Source organism: Desulfobulbus propionicus DSM 2032, from assembly GCF_000186885.1.
Classification (GTDB): Bacteria; Desulfobacterota; Desulfobulbia; order Desulfobulbales; family Desulfobulbaceae; genus Desulfobulbus; species Desulfobulbus propionicus.
This window is the reverse complement of record NC_014972.1, coordinates 478,272-493,476: the sequence shown is the minus strand read 5'-3', so window position 1 is coordinate 493,476 and position 15,205 is coordinate 478,272. Positions and strand designations below refer to the sequence as shown.

Here is a 15,205-nt window from a genome sequence, read left to right as displayed (position 1 = left end):
ATTAGGTGCTACCGATGGGCAGTTTCCGTGCTACCTCGGTGCTACCTTCTGGGGTAAATTTGGGTGTTTTTCGTTATCGTTCGTTATGCTCCACCTTATGCTTATGATATTGATTAGTCAATATAATTATCATTCGTTATTCTTGGTAAATAGGCCAGCCCAGAGACTACGAATCCGTAGGTCGGGAGTTCGAATCTCTCCAGGCGCGCCATACATTCAAGGGGTTAGAGATTACTCTCTAACCCCTTTTTTGTTGCCTTCATTTATTTCGTTACGACTTAATCTCATTTTTTTGATACCGATTGCTTATTTTTTCTCGCAACGTTTTACGGTCAATTTTAAGTATGGCAGCTGCCTTGGTTTTATTACCGTGCACACTGCCCAAAACCTCATGGATATATTCCGCTTCATATTCGGCGAGACTGCGATCCAATCGCTTGCCCACGCCGACAGCGGGCTTCAACGTCGACGGAAGATCCACCAGCTCAATTGTGTCCCCCTCGCATATAAGAACCAGTTTTTGCACTAAATTTTCGAGTTCACGCACATTTCCCGGCCAGTGATAGAGCATCAGCTGTCGCAATGCTTCATCACTGAAAAAAGGAGCCGGACGTCCAGTGTCCTTGGCAAATTTCGCCCGAAAATGATTCATTAAAAGCAACAAGTCATCCTCCCGTTCCCTTAAGGGAGGCAAAGAAATATCGATCACGTTGATCCGGTAATACAGATCTTCTCTGAACAACCCCTTTTCGATCAATTGCTTCAGATTCTTGTTGGTGGCGCAGATCAGACGGGTGTCGATGTGCAGAGGTCTGCTGGAGCCAACCTTGTAAATGGCCTTCTCCTGAATGGCTCGTAATAACTTCCCTTGCATGGCCAGACTAGCGTCGCCAATCTCATCCAGGAAGAGAGTCCCCCCGTCAGCTATTTCAAAAAATCCGCTGCGGGCAGTTCCAGCTCCGGTAAAGGCCCCTTTCACATGACCAAAGAGTTCGCTCTCGATCAGGTTCTCTGGTATTGCCGTGCAGTTGACGGAGACAAAGGGAGAGGATCGACGTTTCCCGACATAATGGATGGCGCGCGCCACGAGCTCTTTACCCGTGCCACTCTCCCCGGAAATTTGCACGGTTGCCGTGTTGTCGCCAGCCTTATCGATGAGTTTGAACACATGCTGCATTGCAGCTGATTCACCAACAATTCCATACGTCTGACCGGAAATCGATTGGCCATGTGCCAGGCGTTTGCGGACCAGCTTTTCAACAATCGCTCGTACAGCCTCCAACAGCTCACGTTCCGTGAAGGGTTTGGGCAGATAGTGTTCGGCGCCAGTTTTGATGGCTTCGATAGCGCCCTCAATGGATGGATAGCCCGTGATCATCATGACCTCGATATCCTCCAGAGTGTTGCGAACATGTTGAATCAGTTCTAGACCGCTGGCCTTGGGCATGCGCAGGTCCGTGATGATTATGTCAAAAACGGACGACTCAACGGCCAGCAACGCTTCTGCCACGCTGGCACAGGTCCGCACCATATAGCCTGCATCCTCGAGATGGGTGTGAATCACCTCACGGGCATCTTCGGCATCGTCGACGACGAGGATCCTGAATAGACTTGGTTGCGCTTGTTTTTTTCTCTCCATCTCACTCCCCTCCGGGTGGTTCCTCTCATGCACAGCAAGCGATTGTCAACAACCGGACTCGCTCTGCCGCATTGAAGAGGGGCTACTGGTCCTTGCCCTTATACGTTGGAAAAGTGATCGTAAAGGTTGTCCCGTTCCCGATCTCGCTCTTCACGTCGATCGTGCCATCGTGAGCCGAGACAATCCCGTGAACCACCGACAGCCCCAGACCTGTTCCATGATCTAAATCCTTCGTGGTGAAAAAGGGCAGGAAGATTTGTTCCAGCGTCTGTTGGTCCATACCGATGCCATTATCCTGCACGACCATCTGCACCAACCGGCCAGCACGGGCTGTACGCAAGGTGAGCGTCCCCATGCTGTCCATGGCGTGGATGGCATTGATCACGAGGTTGATCAATACTTGAGTGATCTGCGATGCATCCGCCAGGATGGGTGGCAGTTCTGGATCAAAGGTTGACTTGAACTGAATGTCAACCTTTGCGAAACGGGGCTCGATGAAGGCCATCCCCTCGGCAAGTACTGCGTTGAGATCTATTTTGGCCTTGTGATTCGGCACAGGACTACTGAACAACATCATTTTCTTAATGATTTCCCTGGCGTGGAGCGTGGACTGAATGATCTTGTCGAGGTAGCGGGCCACGTGGACCGGCGCGTCGATTTTTTTCGTCGCCAACTGGGCGAACCCCAAAATGCTGGCCAGCGGTTCGTTGAGCTCATGAGCCACCCCTGCCGTCAACTGTCCCACCTTTGCAAGGCGATCAGCATGTCGCAGTTGATCCTCCAATTGAGATCGTTGTTCGTTGGCCAGCTTGATATTGATCATCAGGGAAACCTGGTGGGCTATAGCCTGCAACAATTTGCGCTCCTCAGGGAAGAATCCATCCTCTCCCTCCAGTTCGGCCCCGTCCCGTCTATGGTAAAAAACCTCTATGACACCGTGTGAAGGGCGGGCCATCTGGAGGTTGTCACGGATCACATAATCGGATTCCGAAAATCCTTCAGTCATGAATACCCTGTTATCGATGACGATTCGTGCATAAACTTGATTGGGGAACTGGAATGCCGAAGGCACCACGTCAACTATCGCCTGCAAAACCTGCGCAACCGTGGTTTCCGTATGAGCAACGATCTTGGCAATTTCATACAGGCAAGAAAGTTCCTTGTTCCGTTCGATCAACTTCGCTCGTTCTTCCAGCAATACTTTATCTTGCATTGAACATTTCTATTATTGTTTTTCTTCTTTTTTCCCCGAACTCAGGATTATCCAATCGATGCGCCACGGATTCAGGCGGGATCTACCTGCCACCTCCGACCATTCTCAAGGAAAGAGGAATTGCCTGATGGGGAGAAACAGCCCACTGGTCAGAAATTCCCCGGTTAATAACCACCGCCTATCGGGCTAACGCTAAGCCATGTGCTCCGCTCGCCAGAAGGTGGTCTCCCTTAAACTCCACGCTGGCCATGAAATGGGCAAAGCGCCCACGCAGGTTCTCCATCCAGGCGGCAGCCCTTTGTGAATGATTGTATCGGCATGGTAGTTGCTTTGTACTCTCTATCTATCGATGAGCTTTCGGAAGAACAAAGCCTCCTCAATGGACGACTACTCACTGCCCGAGAAAGAGGCTGAAAGAGAATATGATGCATCCCGGCCCGAGGGGGACATAACTTCCTGATATGGAAACAACACATTGCCAGAGGAAATCCTTCGTCAACTACGCTGGAACTTTCCTCTGATTGTACCGATAACTTCCACCTATTCCAGTTCTAGTTGCGTTTGCTGGTTCGCCAGCAAAAACTAGGCAGGATGAGCGGCTCCTTGTCTTTAACCTTGTTGAATCCCCCCCACAATTCAACAAGGGAAGAAGCAGCGAGTCGCTCTTTTTTATGCTGAACATTCGGTATTTCGTACAGGATAGCAGTACGGCTACCGCTGTCATTTCATTTTTTGTAACGAATGACGAGCAATCCAACAGTGAGACAATTTCTTTATCATGTCAGCAAGTTGACGGCCCGTCAAATGTTACTGGGAACACGTTAAGGAGAACATGTTGTGTATCTGACCCTTGAACCGAAGTCACCACAAGAACTGTACCCGACTGACATTTTATTCCAAAGCAGGTATTGGAGCGAGGTCAAGACTCGACTGGGATGGAAAACCTATGCCTTTGAAATAGATGCTCCACGGTCCAACAAAGACATGTTGGTGATTGTCAAATCCTTTGGACCCGATGCAGTCGCCGCCTATGTGCCCCAAGGACCGGAATTTGTTCCTGCCAAGGAGGAATATGGTTCTTACCTGGAAGCGCTGTCGGAATCAGTGATAAAACAGGTGGACGCGAACATAACTTTTATACGTTACGATCTTCCATGGGAATCACCGTACGCCAACGAAATGCAGTGGCAGAACTGGCGGGATTTTCCTGAGTCCCGGATTCGGGAGATGCGAATGAATTTTGGGACAACGCGCTGGAATCTCAGGAAAGCACCGGTTGATGTGACGGTTGCCAACACCTGTGTCATCGATCTCGATGGTGAAGAGGACCATCTGTTATCGCGCATGAAACCGAAAACACGTTACAATATTAGGCTGGCGGAGCGAAAGGGGGTACGCGTGCAGCTCGCCCCGGTTGATAAACTGCCGATATTTTACCAGTTGTATTGTCAAACGGCACAGCGCAACGGTTTTCACCCCAGCGATTATCAATATTTTTCCGCTCTATTCTCGGAAAAAGGAAAACAAAGCTCCATGCCGGAAATTATTCTCTTGTTGGCGACGCATCAGCGGGATGCCCTCGCTGGGGCAATCATTGCCTTGTCGGAGAAAAGAGCTCTGTTTCTTCACGGTGCCTCATCCAACCACAAACGGGAGTTCATGGCCCCGTACGCAATGCATTGGAAAGCGATCCTGTATGCTCAAGCTCGGCAATGTCACTCCTACGATATGGGAGCGATCTCACCCAGCGACGATCCCGGCCATTCGTTTTATGGAATGTATCGGTTCAAAACCGGTTTTGGCGGCCGCATCGTGCACAACAGCGGTTCCTGGGACTACCCCATCTCAGAAGATGTCTATCGAAACTTCAGAAACTGGGAAATGGTTCTGTCGCAACACGAAGCAGGGTTTAGGGGACTTTAATAGCCATCACCAACCGCCAGTCGAACGTGACCTATCATCATGAAACAACTTGAGTCGGCCCGGCTACAACGGATGCTTGCGGTTGGGATCTTCATCGTCAGCGTTGTCCCCCTTACCCTCTTTGCGTGCGGTTCCATTGGCTATGTCAAGACGCTTTCGGTCAGAGAAGTGGAGGCAACCGCCCAACAACGAGTTGCGCATGGTGCCAGAGAGCTATCCACCTATCTGCGGGGCAAGGTTACCCTCCTCTCCACCCTGATCAATCTCCACCCGATCGAACACCTGCGAGAGGTGGAAACTTTCGCGAGCCTGCTTCAGATGGTCAACGATAACGGTCGCGATAGTGATATTATTGCTCTGCAACTGCTCGCCATCGATGGCAGCCTACTGGCCCATGCGGGATCGAGCCATGAGGAGGACTCGCGCAGGGACTATAAAGAGGCGCAATGGTTTAACCAGGTGTTGATGGGCGGTGTGGCTGTCAGCGATGTCTTTGTTGATCAGCGTGGTGCCTCAAATTTTATTATTGCATTGAGCGACCGACGCAAAACCTGTGTATTACGGGCGACCATCAACCCACTCCTGTTAGAAGCCATGCTCGGACGCATCCAAACAACCCCGAACAACGAAGCGTATCTTCTCAGTGTCAACGGAGCGCACCCGGCAGCGGGTCTCAAGAAGCAGGGGCATCTCAATGCCATTGAGCACCGCATGCTCAAGAATTACCAACAAATAAACGTCGTCCAAGACAAGGAATTCCTCTATACCAGCAAATGGTTTAACGATAGCAACTGGAAACTTTTTCTTAAAACGCATTTCGGCACTTCTCTCGACGGATATTATACCTATCGGAACTTGGCGATCTACGTTGTTTTGGTATTATCGGCATGTTCCATGCTTTTCTCGATGATCATAAGCCGAGTCATCGTCAGGTGGATTGAAAAGCGGGACCAGCAACAAAAATTGCTATACAGTCAATTGGTTCATGTTGAGATAATAGCTAATATTGCTCGAATTGCAGCGAGCGTTGCCAAAGATATCGGCGGCCCCCTCCAACAGATACAAAAACAAGCGGATAGGGTCGTGAAGCTCCACCTTCAGGAGGAAACACGGTACACCAATCGCTACCAGAACAATCAGGATGCCTTGGAAAAAATCCAAATCCACGCGCGTTGCATAAGGACAATCATTGATAGGCTTGCCCGTTTCTCGCAAAAAATCGATTCAGAATACGACATTCAACTCAACTGGATACTTCGAGAATTCCTTTCCTTTTATGAAAAAGAGGCGGAGGATAGGAATATTGCCATTAATCTGCACTTTGACGAACAACTACCCACTATCAGGACCGATGGCACACAAGTACAACGACTGATCCTGGACCTGATCGAAAACGCACTGGATGCGGTAGGGAGTGATGGTCAGATCGACATCATCACCTATTGCAAATCAGGAGAGGTATGCGTTCAAATTTCCGATAGTGGCCCGGGGATAACTTCAGAAAGAATGGAAAGATTGTGGCAGCCATTTGTTGTGTCCAGAGGCGCAAGCAAGGGAATGGGGCTCAATCTGTCCATGTACAGTAACATTGTCTACACATTGGGAGGAAAAATTTCGACCAAGGACAGACCGCAGGGAGGCATGATTGTCACCCTCAGCCTTCCGGTACGAGGTTGACGCCTTTTCTAGAGCCGAAACTCTACGGGGGCTTGACGCATGGTTCTGGCGATTGACAAATGGTCGTAATGAGACATCTGCGGATACCGGAAGGGGTTGAATAGGCTATGGTATCCCCCTTTTGCCGCCCGATAAGCGCAGCTCCAATCGAGCTCAGGATGGACACTCTGTTCCCTTGTGAATCAACCTCTTCGGGAAAGACCAGGGTCAAGCCAAACACCTCGCCATCGGAAAGATCGCACAGCACCACCCAAGAATGGGTGGTGACAACATTGGACGGCATTTCCCCGGCGCTGACCACATGTCCTTGGCTCATATCGTAATGCAATTTACGGATATATTTTCTCTCCTGTCCCGTGAAGCAATCACAGAAGAGCAGCAGTTGTTCAATTCGTTTTTTGTCTTTTTCAGTAATAAAAATTGTTTTGCTCGACAAGGATACCCCTCCATGACAGCCGCCACATGACGGCAAAGGGATGTTGGCACCTGTTCCGTAACGGCCGACAACGGTGCGGTTAAACAGTTTGAGTCGCTGGAGCCCTGGCTGACAACCCTCGGGGCACCGGTGACAAGTCTCTCTCGATTGGCAGTCGCACGCTATCGCGGCCACCCAATTGCGCTAGGGGGCAGCACTCCAGGAACCTGCTGATTTCTTTGTAAACATCTGCGAACAGGAGCAAGCCGTGTATTTCTTTTTTTTGCACAACGAACAACGAGTCATGGCGGCCTGCGACAAATAGACGAAACGCCACCTCCATGGTGTCGTTGGCTCCGATCATGTTGCTGGAAGAGTACCTCTTGATGTATGGAGACATGCTAATTCGGTGGGCTTTCTGCCAATGTTCTGCGAGGGGCTTCCGTCCCGGCAAAAGATACTGTTTCAGCTTCTCAAGCAAAGTAACGATCAAGCCCTTCGACCATCCGCCGATATTCGCCTTGGAACTTTCGCAATGGGATGCAAGTGCCCCGACAATATCGACCGGCGAGAGTTTGCCGACAATGCGCCCCCCCGCGTCATAGGCTAAGAGAATTCTCTGTGCAAAACAGCCTGCCTGGCAATATGCATCTGCCTTTTTTAAGGCAGCCACGGCTTCCATGAGAGAAGCACGGTGTGAAATGCGAGGAAATTTATCGACCGGATGGACCCATTTTTTTATTTTCACTCTCTCCACATTTTGCCTCCTGTATGAATAGAGTTCGCCATTGAGCCTCGAATGGGAAAAACATGCCTCCTCATCGCGAGCACCCAAGCCATTTCACCTTTTCAAATAGACAGCATGAAACGTGCCGCAACAGAGAGTTAACCGGAAAAATTTCGACTATCGACGCGCAATGGCAAAACATTGCGACAGGACAAGGCAGTGCAGGGTGTCGGTAAGCGAACGTGACCAACGAGCAGGGAGGATTCATTCAACGCCCCCTTTGCCATGATCCTTTGGCAAAGAAGGCAGAACGGGGTCATTACGGCCACTGGGAATTTTTACCCCGTTTCCAGAGCGCTGTGCTGGATGGGAAAATTGCCCTATCCGTTTGTAAGGCAAGCGCCACAAGCGGTAATGGCCCACAACAAGGCCAGGAGGCTCCAAAATTTTCGGTTCCTCATCTTCCTGGTTTTGCTACAAAAGCCGCAGTGATCTGCCAGTTCTCCAAAAGGAACTGGCAGATCGATTCATGATCGTGCGTCATTCTTTGCTGATACACCCAGCCGGGCAGGAGCCAATGGCTTCATCGACGCATTCCTCGTCGGCGTTGGCATCGTTTTTCACGAACGCTTTGCCTCTCGAGTCATCAAAGGCAAAAACAGCTGGGCAGATTTCAACACATGCCTCGCATCCCAAACACTCGTCCTGATCGATCTGTACTTCCTGTGCCATGGTGCTCTCCTTATCTATTTGTTTTAAGTCTTTTCAGGAATGAAGACCGCCGCCATCATTCCCACTCCAGCAGACGGCGCTGTCCCTGCAGGGCTCGCACATGGGTGGCATCCTGTCCGACCTCCAGGCACCCCAGATACCGGCCTTGCTCATCCCACAACGCCAGATATTGGATATGAATAAATTTCCCGCCAATTTCCAGCCAAAATTCCGCTTTTTTCCGTTCCCCTCTCTTGAACGCCTCCAATATCTCGGTCACCATGTGCAGTGATTTCGGCGGATGACAGTTCTTGACGTCCCGACCAATGACGCCGGGGCTTCTGGGAAAAATGCGATGGCTACTGTCCGAATAATAAGCGACCTTGTCATCGGCGTCGACAAAACTGATATCAACCGGCAGGTTACGGAGCATGGCATCGACCACCTCAGGGGAAAGCTGGCCCGTGGCCAGATCGACCAACCCCGCATTGGCTGCGGCGGACACCGTGCCGACGGCGGTCCATTCGCTGCCGGGGGTCACCGCAAAGGCGAATCCGATTTCTTCCTCGCCCAGCCGGCAGCGCCGCCAATCGTCATCGGTCAACACTTGCAGAGCCATGGGGAAAAGGATGCGCTCTTCCTTATGGATCATGTCCTCCACCGCTGCCACAAGGTCCAACAGGGCCGCCCGGGCCGCCATTCGTTCCTTGCCAGCCAGCAACGCTTGGGCATGGCGGAGTTGACGGCGAATGTCATCGTGCACTTCCCACATCACTTTCCCCGGAGCAGCCAGATCGTGCTGTTCGAGCAGCGGGAAAAGTTGATTTTCCTTGCGCACATAATGGGTCTGTATTGCCGCCAATTCTTCTGCGAGCAAGCGGAGATGGCCAACAACAAAGGACCATACGGTTTCCCCCGCTTCCTCGCCGGCCTTGTCGAGTTCCTGCTTGATTTCGGCGATCACCGCTCTTGCCTGTGCATTTTCCTCCATATAGGTGTGCACGGGATGTCCTGGCGGCATGGACGGCAGCTCTTGCCCCTCCAGCGCGTTGTGGAACAACGCCGCGTGCAGGTGGCACATTTTCTTGATTTCCGATTCCGGCAACCCCTCATTGACCAGCGACTGCTCCAGGGAGGCGATCTCTTCCGGGCTGATGTCGCCGACGGTTTGGGCAAATTTCTTCTGCAACCGCGAGAGCTCGGCACCATCGTGCAATTCTCGGATAATCTCCTTGAGCGCCGTCAAGCGCCGCTCCCTGGACAGGTTACCCGTTCCCCCCCCAGACGCCTGAACAGCGGGCGGAGAGAGTTCGATGGGCGTGCCGGTGGTCGCCATGATCGTGCCGGCGATAAAGAGCATCAGTTCGAGAACGCCCTCGTTCCCCATGGACGCGGCCTTTTCGATGGTGGCCATCCGTCCAATGGTCTGGCGAAGCATCGGATTTTTCAGCTTTTCAAAGGTTTTGTTGTGCTCGGCCAACGCATTGATCAAAAAAGGATATTCTTGCGACAAGGTATAGATGGTCGTGTCTTTGGTCAGTAACATGGCAACCTCTGGGTACGTGCGCGTGGGCAATAACTGTTGTTGTTTGCGGATGATCGATGTCTCTTGCCTTATGGACCTGCTCGTCAAATCGGCGGCGCGATGGTGACCAGCAGCCGCATTTTGGTGGTCGCCTCGACCCCGTGCGGTTCGCGGATCTGCGAGATAAGCAGGTCTCCGGCCTTGGCCGGGATTTTTTGCCCTTCGCCATCCAGAAAATACCCTTCGCCTGCCAAGACGAGGATGGACAGATCGCCGTCCAGGTCGTGCGCGTGTACCGGAAAGGTGACGCCCGCATCGAGATTGAAGTTGATGATTTTGAAAAAGGGGGAATCTTCAACGAGAAAAAACCGTTTCATGGCCCCCGCACTGAATTCGTTGGTGGTATCGAGTTGTATGGTCTTCATGGCTGTTTCCTTGTCTCTTGGTGGTCGTTGTTCCGAGGCGTGAATGAACGCCGTTTCCTTATTTATAGCAACGAGCGTGCCAGTAATAATATATTTACATATCAAAATGTTATCTAAATTGTTTTTATAATCGCAACATTTAATCGTTGTACCCATGTATACATTGTTGTATTTTTAAAAACATGAAACTGCTGGAAACGCTTTCAATCATCGCCCATGACCTGACCGCGGTCTTGGGTGCCGAGGATCGTTACCAAAGGCTGCTGGAAGCGCTCCATCTTGCCATCCCCTACGATTCCGCCGCCCTGCTCCGGCTCGAAAACGACACCTTGGCCCCCATTGCCGCGAAGGGATTGAAACCAAAGGCCATGGCCAGGGTTTTCCGGCGCAAGGATCACCCACGGCTGGACATCATCTGCGGATCCAGTCAACCGACGTTGTTCTCCAGCGACAGCAAACTCCCGGATCCGTTTGACGGACTGCTGGATATCGACCTGGAATCCGTCCACCACATTCATGCCTGCCTCGGCTGTCCGCTGCTGATGCGCGAGCAATTGGTCGGCGTGCTGGTGTTTGATGCCATTGACTCCACGGCGTTCAGGCACCTCCCCAAACAGTACGTCCAGGTCATCGCCTCGTTGACCAGCGCCCAGATCCAGACGGTCGAACTGTTCAGCGCCCTGGAAAAGGAAGCGGAACGGCAAGGCTTGCTGGCCTCTGACCTGATGCGCGACATCCAGCAACAGAGGGGCCACGAGATTCTTGGCGCCAGCGCGCACATCAAACGCTTGCGGCAGGAGATCGAACTTGTCGCCAAATCCGATTTCACCATCCTGATTCTCGGAGAGACGGGCGTCGGCAAAGAGCTGGTCGCCAGATCGGTGCACAACCATTCCCGCCGCCGGGACAAGCCGATGCTCTACCTGAATTGCGCCGCCCTGCCCACTGCCCTTGCCGAAAGCGAGCTCTTTGGCCATGTCAAGGGCGCATTCACCGGAGCGGTCTCGGACAGGACCGGAAAGTTTGCCCTGGCGGATGGGGGGACGCTTTTTCTCGACGAAATCGGCGAACTGCCGCTCGACGTGCAGGCCAAGCTGCTCAGAACGATCCAGGAGGGCGAAATTCAGCGGGTTGGTTCCGAAAAGATTCAGCACGTCGATGTCCGCTTGATCACCGCCACCAACCGGGATCTCGAGCAGGAGGTGGCCGCCGGCACCTTTCGAGCCGATCTCTATCACCGCTTGAATGTCTACCCCATCAACGTGGCGCCTCTGAGGGAACGGCGCGAGGACGTTCCCCTGCTCGCTGATTTTTTTGCCGAAAAAGCGCGAATCAATCTGGGCCTGCATCAGGTGCGGATCAGCGAGGAGGCGCTGGACCTGCTGACGCGCTACGCCTGGCCAGGCAATGTTCGCGAATTGGACAACGTCATTTCCCGATCCGTGCTCAAGGCGTCCGCCACGCAACTCGGCGGCAAGGAGGTGACGGTCACCCCGGCCTTTGTCAGCGGCGACCTCAACGTGCAGGCTCCCTTGACCCGGAGTGCCCTCGAACCAGTTCTGGCCATCGGGCGCCAGGGGATCTCCCTGAAGGCTGTGGTCAAGGCCTACGAGATTCGACTCATCAAAGAAACTCTGGAAAGAAACCAAGGGAATTGGGCCGCAGCGGCCCGGGAACTGGGCATGAACAGGAGCAATCTGCACAATCTGGCGACCAGACTGGGCATACGAAAAAAGGGTACGGGACGCTGAGAAAGAAGGAGAACGCTCTTGCCGTGACCGTGTGGGACGGTTCTTTTCTTTCCCTGGGAGCGATTGTGGCACTGCCCCCGAACAGGTCAAGGACAGCCCGAGCTGCACGCCCCGGCGGCCGGTTGCGGCGGCACCCGGCAGGCGGGCGGCCCCAAACGGTCACAAATCTGACCCCTCTGATGATCGATAACAGAAATGGACATCCGAAAACTTGACGCATTTTGCAAGGTCGTCGAGCTGCGAAGTTTTACCAAGGCCGCTCAGGCGGTGCAGCTTTCGCAACCGACGGTGAGCGATCATATCCGGAATCTCGAGGAGGAACTCGGCCAAAAATTGGTCGATCGCCTTGGCCGGGAGGTGGAACCAACCCCGGTCGGACAGCTTCTGTACAGCTATGCCACCCGAATGCTCCGCCTGCAGCAGGAGGCCGTGGAGGCCATTGTTCACTATAGCGGGCAGTTTGTCGGCAATTTGCTCATCGGTGCCAGCAGTATTCCCGGAACCTATATTCTCCCCGCAATCGTCGGCATGTTTCACCAGCAGTATCCGCAAATCAAAACCATCGTGCATGTCAGCGGCTCACGGGCCATCGCGAAAAAAGTGCTTGATGGCGAATATGACCTTGGCTTGGTCGGGGGAATTTGGAACGAGCGCGGTCTCGAATGGCAGGCGCTTTTTCACGACACCCTTGTTCTGATCACCCAGCCGGGCAGCGCCCTGATCGACCGACAACCGATTCCTGTCAGCGAGTTGCTGGCCCAGCCCTTTGTTCTCAGGGAGCAAGGCTCGGGGACCCGGAAGAATATCGCCCACATTCTCGAAAACAAGGGATACAAGGAGTCCGACCTGCGGGAGGTGGCGCAATTCGGCTCCAATGAGGCGGTCAAGGAGGCGGTCAAGGCCGGAGTGGGAATTTCGATGCTCTCGCGCCGGTCCGTGCGGGCGGAGTTGGAGCGCGGCTCGCTGGTCGCCCTTTCCGTGAAGGATGTTTCGGGCGAACGCCCCTTTTCTCTCGTCACCCGCAAAAACAAAGCGCTTCACCCCGCCGCTTCTGCCTTTGTCAAGCATCTGCGGACACAAGCGGAGCGGGAAGGCGGGGCCTCCCGCACGGATTGACCGTGTCGACGATGGAGCAGGCGATCCGCTTCCAGGTGACACCCCGCGCCGGGAACCTCGCCATGCTCCGCATGCATCCGTTCCCTGGGAGCGGGTTCAAGCGCCATCGGTAGACAACGCCTCAAACCGCCCATGGATTCCGGGGCGGGGACGGAGTGTCAGCACAATCGCGCCATCCCGCGAATCTCACCCCATCCGGCCCTCCCACTCCTTGTCTCCACCCGCCCTTCCGGTGCTTTTTCCCGTGGTTTCCTTATGCTGGAGACTGGTTTTGGAATCGAACCAAACGGCCGCCCTTGCACAGGCGGCCCGACGGGGTTGAAGCCCGCGGCCGGCGCCAGCCAACTCAACCAGTCAACTCTTCTCTCCGGGTTTCCCGATAGCCCCACGGTTTGCATAGATTTAATCTATTTGACTTATTGACGATCGCAATGATATCGTAGGGCGCTTTTTTTGACAACATGCTTTTTGGCGATGGGTCCACGATGTTTCAGCGCTTGCGACAACAGCAGCAAACCATGATGTCCTTGCTGTTCCTCTGCCCGAGAACCGGACAGGATTTTACCAGCTGCCATTTCGAGATAAGGGAGAACAACGGCGTGGTGCGGGACGAGCATGGAGCCAAGACACTGGATGCAAAAGTGGTGCTCACCGCCCCATGCCCCTGTTGCGGGGAGCGGCACATTTACCGCGCCGCGGACCTGTCGTGTCCGTTTGCAAAATCTTGAACAGCATCATAGCAGGCAGGAGGAATGATTGATGAGAGGGAAGAATGTGTTCGCCACCAGGTGGGGCATCGTCGGCGTGGGTGCCATCATCGGCATCCTGGCGGCCTTTCTGCAGAAATTTGGCAATCCCGCGAACATGGGAATTTGCGTGGCCTGCTTCGAACGAGACATTGCAGGCTCGTTGGGCCTGCACCGGGCGGAAGTGGTGCAGTATCTCCGGCCCGAGATCATCGGTTTTGTGCTTGGGGCATTGATTGCCGCCTATCTGGCCAAGGAGTTTCGTCCACGCGTGGGCTCGGCGCCCATTGTTCGTTTTGTGTTGGGAGCTTTCGCGATGATCGGGGCCCTGGTTTTCCTCGGTTGCCCCTGGAGGGCGGCGCTGCGATTGGCGGGCGGCGACGGCAACGCGTTGCTGGGGCTTGCCGGCCTGACGTTCGGCATCTGGATCGGCACCCTGCTGTTGAAACGGGGGTACACTCTCGGCCGGACCCACTCGACGCACGCGGCCGTGGGCTGGATCATGCCGCTGATCATGCTCGGTTTCCTTGCCTTGCTGCTGATCGCGCCACAACCCGAAGGTCAGGCGAAAAGTGAGTTTCTCTTCTACAGCCTGAAGGGACCAGGTTCCATGCACGCACCGCTATGGGTCTCGCTTGCCATCGGCGTGGGCATCGGCATCCTTGCCCAGAGAAGCCGTTTTTGCACCATGGGCGCCATTCGCGACGGCCTGCTGTTTGGCCATACCCACTTGCTCAGTGGTTTTGTCAGTCTCATCTTTTTTGCGTGGGTCACCAACATGCTTCTCGGCCAGTTCCATCCGGGCTTTACCGGGCAGCCGATAGCGCACAATCAGCATGTGTGGAACTTTGCCGGCATGAGCTTGGCCGGTCTCGCGTTTTCCCTGGCCGGCGGCTGCCCGGGGCGGCAACTCTTTCTCGCCGGCGAAGGGGATGGCGACGCGGCCGTTTTCGTTTTGGGCATGATTGTCGGCGCGGGCTTTGCCCATAATTTCGGACTGGCCAGCACCCCGAACGGTATCGGCCCCCATGGGATCGCGGCGGTGGTGGTCGGGCTGGCGGTGTGCCTGTTCATCGGCTTGACCATGCGAAACAAGAACGCGTAAGGAGAGATACACATGCCAACGATGGTTGACGCCCGGGGGCTTTCCTGCCCGCAACCGGTAATCATGGCCCTTGAGGCAATGCGCAAAGAGGAAAACAAGGAACTGGTTGTCCTGGTGGACACCGATACGGCAAGGGAAAACGTGAGCCGCGCTGCCGCCGGCCTGGGATGGCAGGTCGTCGAGATCGTGGCCGAAGACGATGGGTACCGGATCACGATCGGAAAGGGCTGAT

General features: G+C 53.9%; 14 protein-coding genes and 1 tRNA gene. 7 read left to right on the top strand and 8 right to left on the bottom strand.

Features of this window, described 5'->3' with window-relative positions; genetic code table 11:
- Window positions 1-271: 271 nt before the first annotated feature.
- The gene (locus DESPR_RS02325; protein ID WP_015723204.1) at window positions 272-1,639 is read right to left on the bottom strand and encodes a sigma-54-dependent transcriptional regulator; all 1,368 of its coding nucleotides are present in this window, start codon (window positions 1,637-1,639) and stop codon (window positions 272-274) included.
- Between the two features lie 82 nt (window positions 1,640-1,721).
- Window positions 1,722-2,852, bottom strand: coding sequence for a sensor histidine kinase (locus DESPR_RS02320; protein ID WP_015723203.1), 1,131 nt, complete (start codon window positions 2,850-2,852; stop codon window positions 1,722-1,724).
- Window positions 2,853-3,689: 837 nt separating this feature from the next.
- On the opposite strand from DESPR_RS02320, the gene DESPR_RS02315 reads away from it, so the two are divergent.
- Both DESPR_RS02315 and DESPR_RS02310 read left to right on the top strand, forming a co-directional pair.
- Window positions 3,690-4,775, top strand: coding sequence for a lipid II:glycine glycyltransferase FemX (locus DESPR_RS02315; RefSeq protein WP_015723202.1), 1,086 nt, complete (start codon window positions 3,690-3,692; stop codon window positions 4,773-4,775).
- Window positions 4,776-4,814: 39 nt separating this feature from the next.
- Window positions 4,815-6,452 (top strand): sensor histidine kinase, encoded by a 1,638-nt coding sequence (locus DESPR_RS02310; RefSeq protein WP_015723201.1) that lies wholly within the window; start codon window positions 4,815-4,817, stop codon window positions 6,450-6,452.
- Between the two features lie 22 nt (window positions 6,453-6,474).
- Here the strand turns inward: DESPR_RS02310 and DESPR_RS02305 are convergent, their stop codons facing one another.
- Together DESPR_RS02305 and DESPR_RS02300 are read right to left on the bottom strand one after the other, a co-directional pair.
- The gene (locus DESPR_RS02305; protein ID WP_015723200.1) at window positions 6,475-6,888 is read right to left on the bottom strand and encodes a GreA/GreB family elongation factor; all 414 of its coding nucleotides are present in this window, start codon (window positions 6,886-6,888) and stop codon (window positions 6,475-6,477) included.
- A 79-nt stretch (window positions 6,889-6,967) separates the two neighbouring features.
- Window positions 6,968-7,624, bottom strand: a complete 657-nt coding sequence (locus DESPR_RS02300) for a hypothetical protein (protein ID WP_015723199.1) — start codon at window positions 7,622-7,624, stop codon at window positions 6,968-6,970.
- Between the two features lie 212 nt (window positions 7,625-7,836).
- Here DESPR_RS02300 and DESPR_RS02295 point away from each other — a divergent pair, with 212 nt between their 5' ends.
- Complete coding sequence (locus DESPR_RS02295) at window positions 7,837-8,127, top strand: hypothetical protein (RefSeq protein ID WP_169701510.1); 291 nt, start codon at window positions 7,837-7,839, stop codon at window positions 8,125-8,127.
- Window positions 8,128-8,134: 7 nt separating this feature from the next.
- Here the strand turns inward: DESPR_RS02295 and DESPR_RS02290 are convergent, their stop codons facing one another.
- The 3 genes from DESPR_RS02290 to DESPR_RS02280 all read right to left on the bottom strand — a co-directional run bounded on the left by DESPR_RS02290 (window position 8,135) and on the right by DESPR_RS02280 (window position 10,255).
- The gene (locus DESPR_RS02290) at window positions 8,135-8,326 is read right to left on the bottom strand and encodes a ferredoxin (protein WP_015723198.1); all 192 of its coding nucleotides are present in this window, start codon (window positions 8,324-8,326) and stop codon (window positions 8,135-8,137) included.
- 55 nt (window positions 8,327-8,381) lie between these two features.
- Window positions 8,382-9,851 carry a DUF438 domain-containing protein gene (locus tag DESPR_RS02285; protein WP_015723197.1) on the bottom strand — a complete coding sequence of 490 codons (1,470 nt, stop codon included), beginning with the start codon at window positions 9,849-9,851 and terminating at the stop codon, window positions 8,382-8,384.
- A gap of 83 nt (window positions 9,852-9,934) precedes the next feature.
- On the bottom strand, window positions 9,935-10,255 hold the full coding sequence (locus tag DESPR_RS02280; protein ID WP_015723196.1) for a cupin domain-containing protein: 321 nt from the start codon (window positions 10,253-10,255) through the stop codon (window positions 9,935-9,937).
- A 182-nt stretch (window positions 10,256-10,437) separates the two neighbouring features.
- Here DESPR_RS02280 and norR point away from each other — a divergent pair, with 182 nt between their 5' ends.
- Window positions 10,438-12,006 carry a nitric oxide reductase transcriptional regulator NorR gene (norR, locus tag DESPR_RS02275; protein ID WP_015723195.1) on the top strand — a complete coding sequence of 523 codons (1,569 nt, stop codon included), beginning with the start codon at window positions 10,438-10,440 and terminating at the stop codon, window positions 12,004-12,006.
- A 195-nt stretch (window positions 12,007-12,201) separates the two neighbouring features.
- Complete coding sequence (locus DESPR_RS02270; RefSeq protein WP_015723194.1) at window positions 12,202-13,122, top strand: selenium metabolism-associated LysR family transcriptional regulator; 921 nt, start codon at window positions 12,202-12,204, stop codon at window positions 13,120-13,122.
- Window positions 13,123-13,381: 259 nt separating this feature from the next.
- On the opposite strand, the gene DESPR_RS18270 is transcribed toward DESPR_RS02270, so the two are convergent.
- Window positions 13,382-13,478: transfer RNA gene (locus DESPR_RS18270), tRNA-OTHER, on the bottom strand.
- 403 nt (window positions 13,479-13,881) lie between these two features.
- On the opposite strand from DESPR_RS18270, the gene yedE reads away from it, so the two are divergent.
- Both yedE and DESPR_RS02255 read left to right on the top strand, forming a co-directional pair.
- On the top strand, window positions 13,882-14,973 hold the full coding sequence (yedE, locus tag DESPR_RS02260; protein ID WP_015723192.1) for a YedE family putative selenium transporter: 1,092 nt from the start codon (window positions 13,882-13,884) through the stop codon (window positions 14,971-14,973).
- 12 nt (window positions 14,974-14,985) lie between these two features.
- Window positions 14,986-15,204, top strand: a complete 219-nt coding sequence (locus tag DESPR_RS02255) for a sulfurtransferase TusA family protein (RefSeq protein WP_015723191.1) — start codon at window positions 14,986-14,988, stop codon at window positions 15,202-15,204.
- Window position 15,205 lies beyond the last annotated feature (1 nt).

Bases quoted from the DNA above. Each gene is read 5' to 3' on its own strand.
- DESPR_RS02325 (WP_015723204.1), bottom strand. From the start codon at position 1,639: ATGGAGAGAAAAAAACAAGCGCAACCAAGTCTATTCAGGATCCTCGTC.
- DESPR_RS02320 (WP_015723203.1), bottom strand. From the start codon at position 2,852: ATGCAAGATAAAGTATTGCTGGAAGAACGAGCGAAGTTGATCGAACGG.
- DESPR_RS02310 (WP_015723201.1), top strand. From the start codon at position 4,815: ATGAAACAACTTGAGTCGGCCCGGCTACAACGGATGCTTGCGGTTGGG.
- DESPR_RS02290 (WP_015723198.1), bottom strand. From the start codon at position 8,326: ATGGCACAGGAAGTACAGATCGATCAGGACGAGTGTTTGGGATGCGAG.
- DESPR_RS02285 (WP_015723197.1), bottom strand. From the start codon at position 9,851: ATGTTACTGACCAAAGACACGACCATCTATACCTTGTCGCAAGAATAT.
- DESPR_RS02280 (WP_015723196.1), bottom strand. From the start codon at position 10,255: ATGAAGACCATACAACTCGATACCACCAACGAATTCAGTGCGGGGGCC.
- norR (WP_015723195.1), top strand. From the start codon at position 10,438: ATGAAACTGCTGGAAACGCTTTCAATCATCGCCCATGACCTGACCGCG.
- DESPR_RS02270 (WP_015723194.1), top strand. From the start codon at position 12,202: ATGGACATCCGAAAACTTGACGCATTTTGCAAGGTCGTCGAGCTGCGA.
- yedE (WP_015723192.1), top strand. From the start codon at position 13,882: ATGAGAGGGAAGAATGTGTTCGCCACCAGGTGGGGCATCGTCGGCGTG.
- DESPR_RS02255 (WP_015723191.1), top strand. From the start codon at position 14,986: ATGCCAACGATGGTTGACGCCCGGGGGCTTTCCTGCCCGCAACCGGTA.